The sequence below is a fragment of the Peribacillus asahii genome, from assembly GCF_004006295.1.
Lineage (GTDB): Bacteria > Bacillota > Bacilli > Bacillales > DSM-1321 > Peribacillus > Peribacillus asahii_A.
Genome location: NZ_CP026095.1, coordinates 1,892,663 through 1,910,779, shown reverse-complemented (window position 1 = coordinate 1,910,779; position 18,117 = coordinate 1,892,663). Strand labels below are relative to the sequence as shown.

Sequence of the window (18,117 nt, the reverse complement as noted above, 5' to 3'; positions counted from 1 at the left end):
AATATGTAAATCAAACTACAATTTCGCCTTGCGTCTGTAGTTTGTCCAAAAATAAATCATTTCATACATACTACTCGAAAAGTTATTTTGATACAAAAATGATTCGGTTGTCGTTTAATAAACGGATTGTTCATCCAATGCATATATTCTTCCTAAAGAGGGAAAAACAATAGAGTATTATGTAAAGGCTGTGAGCACGTTAATCAAATTTGTAAAAGATATCCGCATTATCTTGAACTAACTTTTCGCTCTTCTCTATCTCGTATAAATAATGTAGCCAAATTACTTTTTCTTAACCGTTTATTTTGATACATTGCTTTATCAGCAGTAATGCGTAACTGTCTCATATTACCTAATGAACAATCCGTATACGCATAGCCTTTGGAAATTTTTAAAGTAAGTGTATTATCTTCTAAATTATATTTCATTAATTCATAATCGATTTGTTTCATAAGTTGAATAACGTTACTTTCCTCTACATTAATCATCAAAATCGTAAATTCATCTCCGCCAATTCGGGATACAATAATATGTTCATTAGAATACTGATTTAAAAACTGGGCAGCACTCTTAATTAATTCATCTCCTGCCTCATGCCCCATCTGATCATTTATATATTTCAGTTCATCTAAGTCACAGAGAATCATACCAACGGGTACGTCTACATCTTGGTTGTACTTACTAACTTCCTGTTCGAAATACGCACGATTGTAAATCTTCGTCATATAATCATGCGAAGTATTATAGAGTAATTCCTTTTGAAGTGAGCTTTGTAGCATACATGCTCTTACTTTCTCTTTATGATATAAGCTTGTCACAATAATTCCAATTATTAAACCACTTATTAAACCGACAGCAAACATATGTATACCTCTTAAGTACAGATAATTCCGTAATATTTTTGTTAGTTTGTTTCTATGAGACTACCCTAATCCTTTTTAATAGAAAAATGATTCTTTACATATAAAAAAACAGCCCCAACATGGAACTGTACTGTTTCTTAATTACAATTAAAAAGCCGCAATTGCCGTAGTTCAAGTAAGAAAGTTTTAAACCACCACTCCTCAAAGTGGGTGTTTGCAAAAACATTCCTGTTGTCCAGGTCAGTGACTAGGCTTAACATTCCTGTTTTAATATAAAACTCCCTATTACAGCTTAAAGGTTAAAACTTAATTATCATTACGTACAACGCAGCTTATAAAAGTATTGTATCGAAAAGCTTCAATAAAATCAATGTAATAATTTAACAACCAAATATCTTAATCTCTGATTATTGTTTGGGGCAACTCCATTAAAGGAATTGACTGCGATAAATTAAAAAAATCGGATATAATACTAGATATATAAATTATTCAGGAGGTAATGCGCCCGTGCTTTCTAATATCGGCTTCCCCGGATTACTATTAATTCTTACTTTAGCTCTTATCGTATTCGGCCCAAGCAAGCTCCCGCAAATCGGACGAGCTATTGGGTTAGCATTAAAAGAATTTAAAGAAGCAACAAAAGATATCCCTAATGAAATACAAGAACAAGTAAAAGAAGAAATTCGAACGGCCAAAGAAAGTCTCCCAAATAAAGAGAAAGACACCGACTAAATGCCGGTGTCTTTGATGCGTTTGTGGCGAGAACCGTTGGGCCACATCCCAACGTTTAGCATAAAGCATATTCTTCGACTTACACAAATTAGCTCATCGCTTTATTAATATAGCATATTGAAAAGGAGAACACAAGTAATTTTTCTCTTATAGCACCATCGTCATTTGTGTTAATTCATCAGAAGAATGGGCAACCTGTTCAAATGCTTGGTTCATTCCTTCAAAAATATTACTTAACTCTGTCATTTCTGAAGCAATATTGATATTTTGTTCTTTAACATTATTCATTGATTCAACAATTTGATCAAAAAAGAGGCTCGTCTCTTTCCCTTCTTGTGTACTCTTCCTAATATCTTCATTTACAACAGAAATCGACGTATTCATAGTGCTTGTATACCGACGAATTCCCTCGACAAGCTTTGAAACCTCCGATACAGAGGTTTTTGTATGTTCCGCTAATTTCCTTACCTCACCTGCGACAACGGCAAAGCCTCTTCCATTTTCTCCAGCTCGTGCCGCTTCAATCGCTGCATTTAATGCTAATAAGTTCGTTTGTTCAGCAATCGATGTTACCATCGTAACAATCCGCTCAATTTCCTTAGACGTTGAAGTTAATTGCTCCATTTCTGCAGCGATATACTTCATATTATCCTGTGCTTGATTCATTAATTCTTCCAGCGCTTTCAAACGTCGAAGACCTTCTTTCGACTTTTCTTCCGTTTTAATCGCAATCTCTGAACCTGTTTCCGTAATTTGATGAATCTCAGACACTTTATTAACAATTTGAACACTCGTTGCGCTCGTTTCTTCACTAATAGCAGCCAATTGCGCGGCGTTGTTATTCACCTGTACACGAAGCGCTTTTTTCTCTTTATCATTTTGATGACGAATACGCTTATTTTCTAGTTCATATGCTTCTAATACAATTTGCTGCTCTAAATTAATGATTTTCGTAATACTTAACGCCATTTCATGATAGTGCTGTACACTATGACAAGTCGGCATAATAATCGTTAATATAGACTGTAGCAGATCCTGAAAGGCACTCATATACCATTTAGGGTCTAAGCCGATTCGAACATGGACATGAGCAATAGTATAGCGCTGTTCTACAAACTGATCATCAAGAACACCTAAAAACATCTCGCCTATATGTTTTTGAAGTGATTGTCGTAATCGACTAACTGAACTATTGTTATCGATAATCTCCATTAGCGAAGGTTCTTTTGCCAGATTTTCATAGAAACGACTCACTAACTCCGATAAATGATCATTAACCGTATCTTGTATAGAACGAATCCTGCATAAATCTTCTTGTGTTAAATGAATCATCTCAATTTGCGTTAATAACTTTGAGTATTTATGTAAATCAATTCGAACATCATTTTTATATGTTAAAAAATATTCTCTATCGACAGTAGGTTTATTTCTTTTCCATAAATTTTTCATAGTGCCTCCGATTCTCTTTGCCATTCCAAACTCATTATAGTACTTTTATTGTGGATGATGTATAAATTATGTAAAAATTTTTAAGGATATCGGCATTTTGTTACTTTTATACCAGTATTTTATGACCATTAATAATCTTTCATATAATGATAATTTACATAAACTGCAATCAACTTTCTTAAATCACTTAAACTTCTACCTTAACAATTGACGAAAGTATTCACTTGTTAAGATGGAAAGTAAAGCTTCATATCAGCAGAAGCCTCATTTGTGCTAATCAAGAATCCAATAAAACACAAAACAACAGTCATGCATGTAATAATGAGTTTTTTCATAATTCTTCCCCTTCTATTGTCATAGTTGAATTGTACCGCACTATTATTGGGATTATATATTAATTGAAAAATCTTTTGTCATAAATAAAAAGGATAGCTGGAATGACTACCCCATTATGGTTCGATTCCTTCATGTTCAAGCAATCTGTATATTGTTCCAGTACCTACTTTATAAGTTTTGCGTATGTCTGCTATGCTAGTGCCTTCTTGATATGCTTTAATAATTGCGTTCCGTCTTACTTCTTCTCCGCCCTCAACAAGTTTAGTTTTACGACCAATAAAATGATTCGTTCATTCAACAATAAGGAGCTACCCACACGGATAGCTCCTTTAGTCATTATAGAATTGTGTTTTTCATATTGGTGTATATTACCTTTACTGTCTCATCAATTTCATCTCGGGACATCTTCATCGCCTTTTCAGCACGTGCGTAACCAATTTCGTTTTTTCCTGCTTCAAGGCCTTTAAATATCGCATCGGCAAATTCATCTACAGGGGTGCCAAAGGTATGCAGGCCTACTCCGCCTAAATCGGTATTAACTGCCGGCGGCGCAACTTCAATCACCTCAATGGCCGTATCTTCAAGCTGATGCCGTAAGCTCATCGTAAATGAATGAACCGCCGCTTTCGTAGCTGAATAAATCGGCGCAATCGCCATTGGGGTGAAAGCTAAACCAGATGATACATTAAGGATAGCCGCATAGTCTTTATTGGCAAAGTACGGCGCAAATAGCATAGCAAAATGAAATGGCGCCTCGATGTTGGAGGCTATTTCTTGACTGTAATATTTCCAATCTTCCTTCGCGTTCGTTTTAAGAACATGGTAGCGTTGCTGAATGCCTGCGTTGTTTACAAGCACGTTCACATCGGGGTGCTCGCTCGTTACCCAGTCAAACAAAGCAATCCGATCAGATTCTTTGGTAACATCACAAACGCGTATAATCAGTTCAGGATATTTTTCCTTTGCTTTCTGGAGCTTTGCTTCCCGTCTGCCGCAGACAATGACTTTATTGCCTGCTTTCATAAATCTCTCGGCAAACGCAAACCCGATTCCTGCTGCCCCGCCCGTAATAAGTACTGTATTCCCTGATAGTTTCATCATACCCCTCTTCCGTCGGACGTTATGTAATTCCTAATAAATATTTTAACCTTTTTAAAATCGCATTTCAAAATCACGTTTTTTTCAACGCTCTCCACTTCTGCTTCATAAATAAAAAAAGAGTCAGCACTGAAGCGAACCCACTCTTCTAAATTATCTTTATCTCTTTTTCAAACTAACAAGTTGGCTAAGTGTCTTCCCTTTATAAACTAATTTAACATGTCCTACATTTTTCGCATAATACCTTTTATACCCAAACTGATCTGTCACTTCAATACAGTTTTTAAATGTTCCTGCAGGTGTCTTAACTGTTTTAGAAATAGAAGTAATACGAGTATAGTTAGGTTCGCCAAAACCATTATCCCATGATTGACCCACTTTAACAGGATATTTTATATCAACAACATATTCAGATTCCATCCAACCCGAGTATAATCCATTTTTATCTTCATCAACGATATAACTGCCATCTTCACTTTTCCATATATCCCATTTTTTTAAGTCAGGAGCATATATACCTGTATATGTATGTTTGGATTTTTCCCCAGTTTTCATGTCTATGTATGTATATATCTTCTTTTTATCCATTAAATAAGAATTAGCAAACTTCAAATACTTTGTTGCTACATAGGCTTTCTTGTTTTTATAACGAATTTCTGACCAACCACTTTTAGTTTGGGAATAAACGTACACTCCTGCATCCTTTTTCAATGATCCAACTTTCTTATATTTTGTTCCTGCACCGCTTCGAATGGTAAGAGTACCACTCTTAATATTCACGTGCGCTATTTTAGTAGTAGCGGCTTCCGTATTCGATGAATTAAAAGAGAAAAACGATAATACTAAAATAAGCATAATCAATATCTTAAATAACCTTTTCACAACTATAGTCCTCCTTTACTGTTAAGATAATACAATTCTACTATATTTTCATAAAGAAGGGTTATTTAATTTAAACTTCTATACTCTTCGCTTGCCGTTGATAAAATAAAAAAGCGTCAACACTCCATTGACTCATGTAATCATCATTAATTCCTTTTAAAATTAATAATTTCATAACGCTCTCCTACATGCTTTAATCCGGCATATACAAATCCCATTTCGATTCATAGAGAACAAAAATATTCTAGCGAGCTTCTCGTTTTACTTCCCATATATGTCCATCCCCCCAAAAAAGTATAGGTGGATTAATCCTTCATCTTCAATTGCACAGTCATTGCTTCATCTTTCTCCCACTCATTAATGAACCACTTTTTCTGTTGAATGATTAACAGGAAAGATATTTTTTTGTTTAAAATATGGATATTTATTTAAATCTCACTTACCAACCAGTTATTAACTCGGTTTTTTATTTTAGATAAATATATTTACCTAAAATAAAAAACAAGGTAATGTGTCAACCTCTTTCTTCAATAAACTGAACCAGAGAGGGGATGCCTAATGAGAAAAATTTCATTTAGATACTTTTTTTTACTCATAAGTGTGTGTTTGGTTGGGTGTGGAAGTGACCCTGTACAAGAAGATTTATTGAATTATGTGAACAAAGAACTAAAACAAGCTGGAGAATTAGAGAACATAGCACTCGATGCCTACGACAGCGTTACAGGACAAAATTACAAGGATGATCAAACCATGTACGACGTTATCTCCCTTACCGTTATCCCAACTTATCGAGATTTTATTATGGAATTAGAAGATGTTAAAGCAGAAACAGAAGAAGTAAGAAAATTACATGAGCAATATATTGAAGCTGCTAATATACAACAAGGTGCATTTAGCCTCATTCTAACAGCCCTTGAGAATCAGAGTCATGAAAAAATGAGTGAGGCAAACGCAAAACTTGCGGAAGCTAGGAAGATGTTGAGGGACTATAACAAAGGAATAGAAGACTTAGCAAAAGAACACGATGTTGAATTAAATTGAACAACCATATAAAATACAATTCAAAATTTGCTAATGCTGCATACTAAATGACCATTTAGTAGCTTGGATAATTTAATCTTTTGCACGAAGGAAATCTCCCGCTATGTTCAGATAAAACAAGAAAACCCTTGTCATATATCAAGGGTTTTCATATTTATTGGCAGATCACATTTTGATAGTTCTGCAGCACATCGGCAGTCTCAATCACTTTTACCCGTGTTTCTTCAAATATTAATGACTCACCGTCAGTAAAGTTCATACGAATCCTTATTACTTCTCTTCTATCTCCTCCATCAACTTAAATAAAAATTGATAAATGAACTGATATGCTTCACCAATGGTCATATCTTCTGTAAATCCTTTTACATCATTTAAGGAAAAATTAAAGTTCCATAGACCATCCTCTGCGCTAAATATTAACGCAAATTTTGCATTTTCTCCTTGTAGTTCAGCTTGTAAATAGCTTCGAATTACTTTATCATACTTCTTCTGCAACTTTAACCCTAATAACGCTTCATATGTACCAAATAAATCATCGACTTCTAATGAAACGGCATCGACTCCAATAAGTTCGAACCACTTCGATTCTAGGTAAATAAATTCTTTTTTGTTTGTTTTTAGAAAAGTTAATGGTTGGTGTAAAAATTCGGATGTTTCTACAGCGATAAGATTTTCAAATTCTTTATCGGAACGCTCAATATAAGCATCGGTAAAGCGCGCCTCTGCATCCTTTTCTACGATTGTCATGCCTCCTTCAAGCAATTGATGCTTTTCTACATATTCTTTCTCTTCTTTATGTAAGGCAACCTGGTCACCCTTGAATGTCTTAATATGTTGTTCAATTTTGGGTTTTAGCATATTTTTATTCCTCCTGATGGTATCAATCTCTTCTAGTATGAATCATTCATCGCTCAGTGTCCAATCTAGTTTAGGCACGGGGTTATTGCTCTAGTCCTTCAGATAGTTTACGTAAAAAGTAATTCGCAATTCTAAGTATTAATCATGCGAAAAATATCAAAATTGCGAAAATTTTATTCAATCTTCCCTTATAAATAACTAGTAAAATCGGCACATAAATTGCTTGGAAAAGTAAGAGGACTAACCATTAAATTATTGTCCAAGTAATTCTACTGCATATTCATAAAAATGCACCTAACAGCTATCTCTCATCTCCCATTTCTGTAAGAATGCATTTTTATTTTAAATAGATTTTTAAGAGCTTGTTTATGCATTCTAAATAAAAAGTAGGAGGAGAAATATGCGTTCAATTAATATCAGTCGTACCGTTGATGAGTCAAAATTTAACCGCTTTCATGGTCTCGTTTTGTTCTTGTGTGCCTTTATCATTGTCTGTGATGGGTTTGATCTGGTGATTTATGGATCTGTCGTATCTGTACTGATGGAAGAGTGGCAATTAACAGCAGTTCAAGCAGGCACTTTAGGGAGCTATGCTCTTATAGGTATGATGTGCGGTGCTTTTATTTTTGCACCACTTGCGGATAAGATTGGGCGCAAAAAAGTTATTATTGTATGTGTGTTACTATTTAGTCTATTTACTGGTTTAATCGGTTTGGCCAAAAACCCTACTGAATTCGGCATCTATCGTTTGATATCAGGTTTAGGATTAGGAGGTGTTCTACCAATTACAGTAGCGTTAATGACGGAATATGCCCCGAAACCTCTCAGAAACCGATTAGTTACTATTATGATGTGCGGTTATTCTCTAGGTGGAATTATAGCAGCAGGGCTAGCAATCTTCCTCATTCCTAAATTTGGTTGGGAGTCTGTCTTTTTCGTAGGCGCTCTCCCTTTACTCACCTTACCTATTATTATCAAATTGCTCCCAGAGTCTCTAGAATTTCTTTTAGCTAGAAATAAACATAAGGAGATTGGTCGATTGTTATCAAAAATCGATCCATCCTACACACCTGAGAAAAATGATCGTTACGAAAGTGTTATTCCTAAAAAAACTGGTATTACAGTAGCAAAATTATTTGGAGATGGCCGAGCCTTAAGCACCCTCTTATTTTGGGTATCGTTTTTCATGTGTTTACTAATGGTCTATGGATTAAATACATGGCTGCCGAAGTTAATGGCTCAAGCAGGCTATGCCCTAGGTTCTAGTTTAATGTTCTTATTAGTGTTAAATGCTGGAGCCATATTAGGATCGGCTATTGGCGGATGGGCAGCAGACCGTTGGAATACGAAAAAAGTTGTGATTTGCTACTTTATTCTGGGTGGAATCGCTTTAACTTTACTCGGAACTCACCCAAATACATTTGTTCTCTATACTCTTGTTGCAATTGCAGGGGCTACCACAATCGGAACACAAATTATTCTATATTCATACGTTTCTCAATATTATCCAATCCAAATCCGTTCAACAGGACTCGGATGGGCTTCCGGGGTTGGTCGAATAGGCGGTATTGTAGGTCCGATACTGGGAGGAGTTCTTCTAAGCGCTCAATTGCCTTTACACCTAAATTTTATGGTTTTCGCTATCCCAGGAGTTATTGCAGCTATTGCTATCGTTAGTATACGAGAAAAAAAGAGTCCTTTGTCAGAAGTTTCTCTAGAAAGATCCGAACCAATCGAGAAAGTGTAGAAATGGTGGCGGCTGAGCGGGGACAACTGCTCGTAAAGCCGGATTAGTTCAACTTCCATCAGTGAGGATGAAGAAAAATCCCCACCGATGGAAGTTTCACTTTATAAACAGTAAGGCCTTTTCGATGAACGAACGTTTTATATAAAAAACACAGCCCCTCTTACATTATGGATTGTTTGTCCGGAATGTCCAAACCTTTGAACGAGTCTGGCCGTTATACTTGTCAGACACCTTTACATACCAGCCATATTCTCGGTCTTTCTCAAGACCTGTCCATACCATTTCTGCCATTTGTTGATTCGCTACATCCTTTACTTCGCCAATTTTTTCATCAGTGTATATATTCACTTCAAATAAATCGGTGGAGACCACTTTTTCTTTCGGTGTTAAATCTGTCTCCATGACAAATTCATCTTTGCCAGGATAGTTTTTCCGATTGTAGTAGTTATATCGATTAAGATATGGAGAATACGTTTTCATATAGATTTTATTCTCTACAGGATCAACCTGCATCATGCGCAAAAATCCTTGTCCACCTTCTGGCCCGCCTTGATAGTCCGCAAGCATTTGATATACTTTTCGGTCAATGACACCATCTTGATTATCGTCTATTTCATTAATTAATGTTTCACTATCATGGTAATGGCCAGATAATACGGCAATGACATTTTTATTCGGTAAGACAACATCGTTATAAATTTTCTCTCCAATCGGGCTGCGCTCTCCTGTGACAAGCAAATATTCATGAAAGCTTAAAATGGCTTTTCTTTCAGGATATTTCGCAAGAACTTTATTAATCCAAGCTATATCCTTATTACTTACTCCCCACCCCATATAAAGCATAATAAAATCATTGCCCTTTACACTAATTAAATCATAATGACCTCGGTTGTTTTGATATGATTCACCATAATAATTTTTGTTTTTAAAACGATTCGCTCCAAAATATTTACTAAATTGATGATAGTCACCTGTTTTATGGCCAACATCGTGATTACCAGCTAAAACACCATAAGGGATTTTTGTATGTTCTAAATAGCGCATATATTCATCTGCATAAGCCCATTGCTTGGACTCACTTGCTCGATCTACAAGATCTCCTGTATGAAACACATATTGAATATTTAGCGCCTTTCTTTGAGCAACAATCCATTCTGTCATATTTTTATAAATATGAGGGTAGCTAGCGCTATAGTATTGTGTATCCGACATCCAAATAAACGAATAATCAAATTGATTAGTGGCTGCAATTTCATCTTGAATCATAACTTGCACTTTTTGTTCCTTTACATAGTGAGAACCTTTTACAATACTCTGAAGCTTAAAGTTCTCTTCGTTTTCTGCGATTTTCCAACTTTTGCGTTCCCATTTCGACTTTTCATAGTTCCAAACATACATGGATACTTTTCGACCAATCAATGACTTACCTTCCCAACGTAATTCTACTTCGTCGTTCTGATTCACTTTTTGATCAAGGGTAATTTCAAAACGCTGATACGGAAATTGATTCGTTGATTTTGTTGTCACATATTTTGAATCAGCATCCGTAAGAGCATGTAACGCTGTAACTTTTTTCTCTCCTTCAGGAATCATCTCTTTTGGCGGCTCATGATCCACAGAATTTTGATAAACGACAACTTTATCCTGTTCGTTTGCTTTGTATTGATACCCCTTCATAAAAGAAACATCGAGGGAATCCTTAGTGGGGTCGGATACTCTCACCCCAAGCTTTGGAGCTAATGATATATGATTTGCACCATCTAATGGACTTACAACTTTAGGTTTATCCGGCTTTTCCTCAACAACTTGAAAATGTACAGTCTTAGAAGCTTTATTACCTGCTCGATCCGCTGCTATAACTTGAAAGGAATGCTGCCCTGGTGTAAGTGCGGCTGATGATATTTGATAAGGCAATGTAATATCCTTTCCATCGAGCTTCGCTGTCATTGTTTCAACACCAGACAGTGCATCTTTCGTTTTAGCATGTAGCCTAATATCACCTTTATATATTTCTCTTTCTTCAATAGACGGTATAATAACAGGTGCACTATTATCGACAATAACGGTTGATTTTTTTGATTTTCCATTATTGATTGCTTCGATTGTATGAGTGCCTTCCCCCACTTTTGTTGTATCCCAGCTGTACATTTTCGCTTTATATTTATTTTTAGGGATAGAGAACGCAAAATTAACGACTGGTCTCGCTTGTTTGCTGTCACCAATAAACAGTTCCTTTGTTGGATCCGCGTATTTAGGATCATAAATAACAGTTCCATCTTTTAAAACAAGACGAATATTTTTAATATAAAAGTCATCCCGATTTTGTTCAGAGTGTCGATCGAATGGAGACACTTTTGTACCTGAGCGAATGGAAATGACCGTCTTTTCTCCCCTTTGAAAAAACTTTGTATCAATAGGAATCGTTACTGCTTTATATTTATTGATAATATTGTCAAGCGTATACAATGTTTCCTTCCCAATCGTCACGGCATTTTTAAAATAAAGATTTACATTTTTAACATCAAAAGCAAAATAAGCAGGCTCTACTAACGTATACGATGCAGCGTCTGTTACATCTTGTTCATCAATCAGCAACCTAGTTTGTGAGAAGTTGTCGATATCATACGCTTTAATTAATACTTTGTCGTGTAATATTTGATTGTTTTTTATATTTAATCGAACACCTGGTTGGGGCTCTTCTTGTTGAATGGCAATTGATTTTGTTTCCGTTTTTGTTTCATTTTCTCCATCCGAAGCTACTACATAATAATCAAGTGAATGCTTTCCGATTAAATTCGTGGAGTCAATTGTATAATGAAACAAAGAATCATCAAAGCTTTCTGTTAAATCGACCGCATGAAACTCTTTTTCACTGTTATTTTTATAAAATAATCTCGCTGTTTTTACAACATGATTATCTTTTATATCAAATTTTAATGACAGGTCCTTCATTTCAGAAAGCGGTGCTTCATGGCTGGAAAGATCTTCAATGACTGGATTGAGTGTATCCTCAACTGGGATTACCTTTTGAGATGGCACTTGTCTTTTAGATACTCCCCCCGGTGTCCCCAGCTTTTTCCTGCTGCTATATTTTTTCATTAAGAGATCCCCAGGTTTTTTTGGAAAAGAGTAGAGAATGGCTTTGTTTTTTTTCACGTCTTTCTTGTTCCCTTGATTATAAAAAGCAATTGAAACTTCTTTGCCTGTATTCGTTGCAAGAACAATCCCGCGAAGATCTCTATATGCCATCCCTACAGAATGTATTTGAACGATGTTAACATTTTCAGTTAAGTTCACACCGTAATGATGATTAAAATCTGCAATCGTTAAATCTTGATTACCAGCATTCATAATCCAAAAAACCATCGTTTCTCCAGAAGGAAGCATAAGATTTTCCTTCTGGGGCTTCCAAATAAGGTCAGCATTATACCCTTCGAGGGAAAAACGGTACCGAATATGATAATCCTTTAAATTAATCGCTTTTGTCGTATTGTTGTAAATTTCAATGAATTGATAGGCATCAAAGTTCCCCGTATTCGTTGAATGCGGCATTAGTTCTGTCACTAATAATTCTGGTACTTTTTGTGAGTCGTATACTTTAACAGCATATTGCTTTGTTTTCTTTGTATTTGTACCGTCGCGAGCTAAAATGCGGTAATATACATGCTTCCCGCTATATGTTTCCTGTGGAATGATCGCTGTATATACACTAGAACCTGTTTTTTTCATTGGGCTTTCAATCCAAACATCATTTTTATTCGTTCTATATTGAAGCTGCACATTTTTTAGATTGGTTTCATCGGTCACTTTTGCTTGAATAGAAAGGTCTTCTTTTGCTGCAATTAATTTCACTGGTTGATGCTTAATAACGGGTGCTTCTCTATCAATAAAATATACAGGTTCTTTCGGTACTTGGTTTGTCAGTAAGACTCCTGGTGTAGCTAGTTTCTCAGCTTGCATCACTTTCATCTTTTTTTTATTGATTGAAATTTGAAAGTGAATGCCATTATTCTTGTTTACATGCTTTGGATGATACGTTGCCATTGATAGAGCCTTCCCTTCCAAATCGGTCAGCATAAGTGTTTGTTTCGATTGATTCGATAAACCCTTTGTTTTAACGGTTGCCAGCTGCTTACTAGATACACTCGTTTCATAATGTTTATTAAAATCGTTCAGCGTTAAAGATTGATTTTTTTCATTTTTAATCCATATGACCATCGTTTTTTGTGAAGGAATCGTTTTGTTCTCCGTAAATGTCCATTCAACACCTTCGACAACTAGCTTAAAATGGCTAAGAGAAACAGGTTTATCGCTATTATTGTAAAGCTCAATAAACTCATATTCATCTTGTGTTGTACGGTTAGTTGTATCCACTGCTAGTTCTGTAATAAAAAGAGTTGGATTTCTCTGGCTTCCACTTAGCTTCTTCGCTTCTACAGGAATAGACGTAAATAATAATAAAAGCATGATATAAGCTGCAAAGGCGAAGTGGGAAAACTTCTTATTCATAGAAACCACCTAATCGTAGAATGTATTTTATATCGTAAATAAACGTCTTCATAAAAAACAAATACTTTGTGACATGTTTACTAAAAAAGCCGTGATAAGTAGAAAAATAATGCCTATAACAGTAGTATTAAGATATACGTTTCAAGCTATTAGTGTTTCCTAAGTAAAACAAGAATATAAAGGATGTTTACCATGAAAAAAATCATTATAATTGGTGCCGGAATTTTAGGAGCTTCGACGGCCTATCAACTGGCAAAAAAAGATGTAGAAGTAATTATTGTAGACCGAAAAGATCAAGGACAAGCAACGGCAGCAGCAGCCGGTATTGTCTGTCCATGGATTTCACAGAGAAGAAATAAAGCTTGGTATCAACTTGCCAAAAATGGAGCTCGCTTTTACCCTCATTTAATCAAAGAGCTTGAATTGGACGGAGAAACGGACACAGGGTATGCCCAAGTTGGTGCGATTAGCTTACATACAGAGGAAAAAAAGTTAGCAGGAATGGAGGAACGAGCGACAAAACGAAGAGAGGATGCACCTGAAATTGGTAATATTACAAAGCTTGATACTGGAGCAACGAATGTCTTATTTCCCCCGCTCGCTGAAGAATATGCGTCCGTACATATAAGCGGAGCCGCAAGAGTAGATGGCCGTGCCCTTTGTACCGCGCTATTACGCGCCGCGCAGAAGCATGGAGCAACGCTTATTCATGGAGATGCCGTTCTTCAATATGAAGAAAAGCGGATTACAGGCATAACAGTAAACGATACATTTATTCATAGCGATGAAGTGATCGTCTGTGCAGGTGCTTGGGCAAAACAGTTATTACAGCCATTAGGAGTAGACTTTAAAGTAAGCTTTCAACGGGCACAAATTATTCACCTTTCCTTACCTGACCTAAACACAAATGAATGGCCTGTCGTTATGCCGCCAAGTGATCAATATCTTCTTGCATTCGATAATCATCGAATCGTAGCCGGGGCTACCCATGAAAATATAGAAGAATTTGATTATCGAATGACAGCAGCTGGTTTACAAGAAGTATTTAACAAAGCACTGCACACCGCTCCTGGTCTAGCAGATAGTACATTTCTTGAAGCAAGAGTCGGCTTTCGCCCCTTCACACCAGGCTTTCTTCCTGTAATAGGAGCGCTGCCAGGCTGGGAAGGTATAATTGTGGCCAATGGTCTAGGATCATCAGGTTTGACTATGGGCCCCTATATCGGAGAACAGCTTGCTCAGCTTTCTTTAGGCCTAGAAGTCGAAATTGATTTAAGTCTTTATGATGTGAGCACGGCCTTGTGAAACTTAAAAAGCACTATCCGAAAAAATGGATAGTGCCTTTTAAATTATGTTATTAAAATTCCTTCTTGGAAAAAGGTAAAAACCATCTTACTCCCCTTTTATTAAAGGGAAACACTTTCATATCCGTAATTAAATGACTGATATAACCGAGCATGCAAGTAAGAAACATCCCCTCAATTCCAACAGATGCTTCAAATTGATAAGCGATGATTCCAAAAAAAAGAACCCCAATAATAGAATGGGTATAACTACGATGCGCAACAAAAGAAGCTAAAATCATATAAACACCTAATAATAAAATCCAATTTTCTTCTATGTATATACCGGCTGCTACAACTCCGATTCCCGTAAGTGTAAGCATCATTCTCTGAGTTAAGAAAGAAGCTAAAATAATCACACCTACACCAAGTCCCGCCCCAATCCACCTCATTACATTAGCATGCTCTAAAAAGCTATATAATAAGATAAGGACGCCCATTAGTTGCAATGTCGCTCGGGCAAACTTATAAGAAAACGTAATCTTATTACTAAGCTTCCCGTCCGTATCCATATCCGGTATTAAAGCTGTTACTCCCCCAAGTCCTACAAACATAATGGTTGTCGTCGGATCTGCTTGCATAGCATATGCTACAGCAAATCCCGTTGACGCACCTACTATCATATGTGCTGTACCGTTCAATTCATTAATTCTCCTAATTTTAGATTCCCTCATTATTATAGAACATTAGTTCCCTTTATTCAACCTTTAAGTACTCATCCGACTAACATTCTTCTACATTGGAAAAAAGAAGATTCGCTCCGTCACTTTGACATAAGATTTTTTCAAACAAATAGAAAGAGCATGTTTTGATTAATCTTTTCCAAAACATGCTCTTTCTACTTTTATTTATATAGTATATCATCTCTAAGTGAAGCGACTTTCGTTAAAGCTGTATCTATATCAGCTTCTTCAACTCCATAGTGTGCAAGAGCGTCATGAAGATGTTTTGCAATAGCATCAAAATGAACTGGCTGTATATTCATCCCTTCATGTGCTTTTGCCATTGACTTTCCTGAATATTGATTAGGGCCACCTAAAGCAAAACTTATAAATTTTGTTTGATGACGTTGTTGTTTTTCCATATCTGTATTTTTAAAGAATCCATTAACGGTTTCATCCTTTAAAACCAATTCAGAGTAAAAATAATCCACAACCTTTGCAATAGCTTCCTCTCCACCAACTTTTTCGTACAATGTTTGTGTCATAAACTCTACACTCCTATTTTGAAATTTGTATAGAAGTATTTTCCTCAATACTTTCATTTTTATCCCATATATTGAAAAATTTATTTGTAGAAATGAAAGCATTTAAGAGTATGCAGTGTTTAGCGCATATTCACCGCTTTACATGGAGTGACGGATATGACTAGGCTCGTTTGCCTTTGCGAGAAATTATATCCGTAGAGTCTCCATGTCAAACGACTAGAGGCTGAGAATCTATTCATGAAAATGAATATCCTTAATTGCCGTTTAATGCATTTTTTAGGGTCTTACGCAACTTTGGTGAAAGATACTGTAGGTAGCCATTTGGTTCTTGCATTACTTTTTTAATATAGTTATGTAAATTGAAAAAGCATCCTTATACGCAGTAACGCAACACCCGCCCTTCCATACATCATTCGTTTGATTGTTTTTAATCGATTGACTTGTCCTTCCAATAAACCATTACTGAATGAATAGCGAAGGCTGTTCTCTATGAATTGTCTGTCCTGATACAATCTTTTGCAGTAATTTTTAATTTCTTCAATAGGTGTTTTACATGATGGACAACAACATCCAATCCTTATAAATGGATAGGAAATCACATGAATATGAGAATCACCTGTTTTACACCCCTTGTTACCTAAACTGGGAAAATTAAAATAAACTAACGAAAGTAATGATTGTCTTTCAAATTTAATTGCATTTTGCAAATCATTAATAGAAAAGCCCGTCTCATTAGAGAAGGGCTTTTAATGTTAGTTAACTAAGAATAAGGTTGCCCTGAACGAATGCTAATTACATAGAAAAAACTAATTAAATAAAAAAATAACGTGTGAAATTTACACGTCATATCTTGTCATTTTATTAATTAGCATCCATAGAATGGAACCCTTTAAGTGTATTTTAATCACTCTTGGGAATGTGTGTAGCTAAAATTTAATTCTTATTATAGCTTTTGTTTTTGTTATAGAGGAATGAATTATTCGTTACTTCTCAGAATATCATCCACTGTAGTTTTCATGGTATAAATCACAGTTTTCTTGTAACGTGCCGCTATACGCAGCACTCTTATTTGTTCGGATCGGGATAGATTTTTAAAACGAGGCTCTTGTTTCAAAAAAGAACGAACGATTAACCAGCTCGTTGGTACTAAAGGAAAGTCATCTAGGGGTTGTTTGTTCCGTAAACGATAAAACCACGATATCATTCCGGTGGAATCACTTTTATCGACTATACATGGCGCATAAGTATTTTTGGTGTGTTTTTTAAGAGATTCGAATCTATCTTGCCCGCTAACAATGATGTAGCTGTCATCCTTTCGATTTTTTTTGACAACCAAAAGATTAAACATGCAGTCCCACATTAATCTCTGAAGTTTCTTCATGTGCTCCGTAATTTTCAGCGATAAACCAGGTTTGATTTTGTTCAGTGGTATATACTCTATCGTAAATTTCATACTTAGCCCCTCCTGTTTTATTCATGCATCTCTCCTCAATTTCTTAGAATTTCACAGCAGGTGCGTTGTACCGGTGAATGCTGACTTTCTTTGTTTTCTAAAGTTGGTATTTATTATCGTTATGAAGTACTTAAACTTAAGTCCCCTTTAGATGATATGTATGAAATGATCGCATGTCACATTCGAAGTAATTATGAAAATACAAACAGCGCTCTTCCTTTTTAACGTATCCAACGAGAAGATTCTTATGTATTCAATTACTGGTCTATATCTATAAAACTGAAGTAAATCAAGCATACTAAAATAGAAAGGAGTGGGAAAAGTATGAACAAGAAAAAGCGGATAGTAAATAAAGAAGATCTACTGATTGCTGGAAAGACTTTTGATCCTTCTGATTACGACGGAACGTCTCAACTAGAACAAGGTTTGGCCATTACACATGAACAAGTCGGAGATGATTATACAGAAGGAACTGTGGACCAGCTTTCTAAATAGCCTAATGAATGATTTTTGTGATATGTACATCAACTCATTCATTTTATTTTACAGATTTCACCAATGAACAAGCCCATTACAATGCCATAGTACCCTCTAGAGCT

The 18,117-nt window shown here is 35.8% G+C and carries 14 protein-coding genes, 1 other RNA gene and 1 pseudogene; 5 read left to right on the top strand and 11 right to left on the bottom strand.

The window, feature by feature from the left end:
• Positions 1–227 precede the first annotated feature (227 nt).
• Positions 228–863, bottom strand: coding sequence for a GGDEF domain-containing protein (locus BAOM_RS09260; RefSeq protein WP_127760027.1), 636 nt, complete (start codon positions 861–863; stop codon positions 228–230).
• A 148-nt stretch (positions 864–1,011) separates the two neighbouring features.
• Positions 1,012–1,200: non-coding RNA, 6S RNA (ssrS, locus tag BAOM_RS09255), on the bottom strand.
• 170 nt (positions 1,201–1,370) lie between these two features.
• On the opposite strand from ssrS, the gene tatA reads away from it, so the two are divergent.
• Positions 1,371–1,595 (top strand): twin-arginine translocase TatA/TatE family subunit, encoded by a 225-nt coding sequence (tatA, locus tag BAOM_RS09250; protein WP_127760026.1) that lies wholly within the window; start codon positions 1,371–1,373, stop codon positions 1,593–1,595.
• A 147-nt stretch (positions 1,596–1,742) separates the two neighbouring features.
• Here tatA and BAOM_RS09245 read toward each other — a convergent pair whose 3' ends face one another.
• From BAOM_RS09245 to BAOM_RS09230, 3 genes are all read right to left on the bottom strand, one after another.
• Positions 1,743–3,044: a globin-coupled sensor protein gene (locus BAOM_RS09245; RefSeq protein WP_164853173.1), complete on the bottom strand. Its 1,302-nt coding sequence runs from the start codon at positions 3,042–3,044 to the stop codon at positions 1,743–1,745.
• Positions 3,045–3,716: 672 nt separating this feature from the next.
• The gene (locus tag BAOM_RS09235) at positions 3,717–4,478 is read right to left on the bottom strand and encodes an SDR family oxidoreductase (RefSeq protein WP_127762512.1); all 762 of its coding nucleotides are present in this window, start codon (positions 4,476–4,478) and stop codon (positions 3,717–3,719) included.
• A gap of 159 nt (positions 4,479–4,637) precedes the next feature.
• Entirely contained in the window at positions 4,638–5,360 is a 723-nt protein-coding gene (locus BAOM_RS09230) for an SH3 domain-containing protein (protein ID WP_127760024.1), read from the bottom strand.
• Positions 5,361–5,918: 558 nt separating this feature from the next.
• On the opposite strand from BAOM_RS09230, the gene BAOM_RS09225 reads away from it, so the two are divergent.
• Complete coding sequence (locus tag BAOM_RS09225; protein ID WP_127760023.1) at positions 5,919–6,401, top strand: hypothetical protein; 483 nt, start codon at positions 5,919–5,921, stop codon at positions 6,399–6,401.
• Positions 6,402–6,671: 270 nt separating this feature from the next.
• On the opposite strand, the gene BAOM_RS09220 is transcribed toward BAOM_RS09225, so the two are convergent.
• Positions 6,672–7,259 (bottom strand): branched-chain amino acid aminotransferase, encoded by a 588-nt coding sequence (locus tag BAOM_RS09220; protein WP_127760022.1) that lies wholly within the window; start codon positions 7,257–7,259, stop codon positions 6,672–6,674.
• Positions 7,260–7,659: 400 nt separating this feature from the next.
• Here BAOM_RS09220 and BAOM_RS09215 point away from each other — a divergent pair, with 400 nt between their 5' ends.
• Positions 7,660–9,006, top strand: a complete 1,347-nt coding sequence (locus BAOM_RS09215; protein ID WP_127760021.1) for an MFS transporter — start codon at positions 7,660–7,662, stop codon at positions 9,004–9,006.
• A gap of 165 nt (positions 9,007–9,171) precedes the next feature.
• Here the strand turns inward: BAOM_RS09215 and BAOM_RS09210 are convergent, their stop codons facing one another.
• Positions 9,172–13,515: a lamin tail domain-containing metallophosphoesterase family protein gene (locus BAOM_RS09210; protein WP_127760020.1), complete on the bottom strand. Its 4,344-nt coding sequence runs from the start codon at positions 13,513–13,515 to the stop codon at positions 9,172–9,174.
• Between the two features lie 192 nt (positions 13,516–13,707).
• Between BAOM_RS09210 and BAOM_RS09205 the strand changes: the two genes are divergently transcribed.
• Positions 13,708–14,820, top strand: a complete 1,113-nt coding sequence (locus BAOM_RS09205; protein WP_127760019.1) for an NAD(P)/FAD-dependent oxidoreductase — start codon at positions 13,708–13,710, stop codon at positions 14,818–14,820.
• Between the two features lie 52 nt (positions 14,821–14,872).
• On the opposite strand, the gene BAOM_RS09200 is transcribed toward BAOM_RS09205, so the two are convergent.
• From BAOM_RS09200 to BAOM_RS09185, 4 genes are all read right to left on the bottom strand, one after another.
• Positions 14,873–15,499 (bottom strand): metal-dependent hydrolase, encoded by a 627-nt coding sequence (locus tag BAOM_RS09200; protein ID WP_127760018.1) that lies wholly within the window; start codon positions 15,497–15,499, stop codon positions 14,873–14,875.
• Positions 15,500–15,702: 203 nt separating this feature from the next.
• Positions 15,703–16,065 carry a group I truncated hemoglobin gene (locus BAOM_RS09195; protein WP_127760017.1) on the bottom strand — a complete coding sequence of 121 codons (363 nt, stop codon included), beginning with the start codon at positions 16,063–16,065 and terminating at the stop codon, positions 15,703–15,705.
• Between the two features lie 350 nt (positions 16,066–16,415).
• Positions 16,416–16,664, bottom strand: a complete 249-nt coding sequence (locus tag BAOM_RS24930; protein WP_252283496.1) for a transposase — start codon at positions 16,662–16,664, stop codon at positions 16,416–16,418.
• A gap of 377 nt (positions 16,665–17,041) precedes the next feature.
• On the bottom strand, positions 17,042–17,518 hold the full coding sequence (locus BAOM_RS09185; protein WP_127760016.1) for a hypothetical protein: 477 nt from the start codon (positions 17,516–17,518) through the stop codon (positions 17,042–17,044).
• A 363-nt stretch (positions 17,519–17,881) separates the two neighbouring features.
• On the opposite strand from BAOM_RS09185, the pseudogene BAOM_RS09180 reads away from it, so the two are divergent.
• A pseudogene (locus BAOM_RS09180) lies at positions 17,882–18,013 on the top strand (YozQ family protein); the annotation flags it as partial.
• Between the last annotated feature and the right edge of the window lie 104 nt (positions 18,014–18,117).

Coding starts and splice junctions, on each gene's coding strand:
- BAOM_RS09260 (WP_127760027.1), bottom strand. CDS start 863: ATGTTTGCTGTCGGTTTAATAAGTGGTTTAATAATTGGAATTATTGTG.
- BAOM_RS09245 (WP_164853173.1), bottom strand. CDS start 3,044: ATGAAAAATTTATGGAAAAGAAATAAACCTACTGTCGATAGAGAATAT.
- BAOM_RS09235 (WP_127762512.1), bottom strand. CDS start 4,478: ATGAAACTATCAGGGAATACAGTACTTATTACGGGCGGGGCAGCAGGA.
- BAOM_RS09225 (WP_127760023.1), top strand. CDS start 5,919: ATGAGAAAAATTTCATTTAGATACTTTTTTTTACTCATAAGTGTGTGT.
- BAOM_RS09220 (WP_127760022.1), bottom strand. CDS start 7,259: ATGCTAAAACCCAAAATTGAACAACATATTAAGACATTCAAGGGTGAC.
- BAOM_RS09215 (WP_127760021.1), top strand. CDS start 7,660: ATGCGTTCAATTAATATCAGTCGTACCGTTGATGAGTCAAAATTTAAC.
- BAOM_RS09210 (WP_127760020.1), bottom strand. CDS start 13,515: ATGAATAAGAAGTTTTCCCACTTCGCCTTTGCAGCTTATATCATGCTT.
- BAOM_RS09205 (WP_127760019.1), top strand. CDS start 13,708: ATGAAAAAAATCATTATAATTGGTGCCGGAATTTTAGGAGCTTCGACG.
- BAOM_RS09195 (WP_127760017.1), bottom strand. CDS start 16,065: ATGACACAAACATTGTACGAAAAAGTTGGTGGAGAGGAAGCTATTGCA.
- BAOM_RS09185 (WP_127760016.1), bottom strand. CDS start 17,518: ATGAAATTTACGATAGAGTATATACCACTGAACAAAATCAAACCTGGT.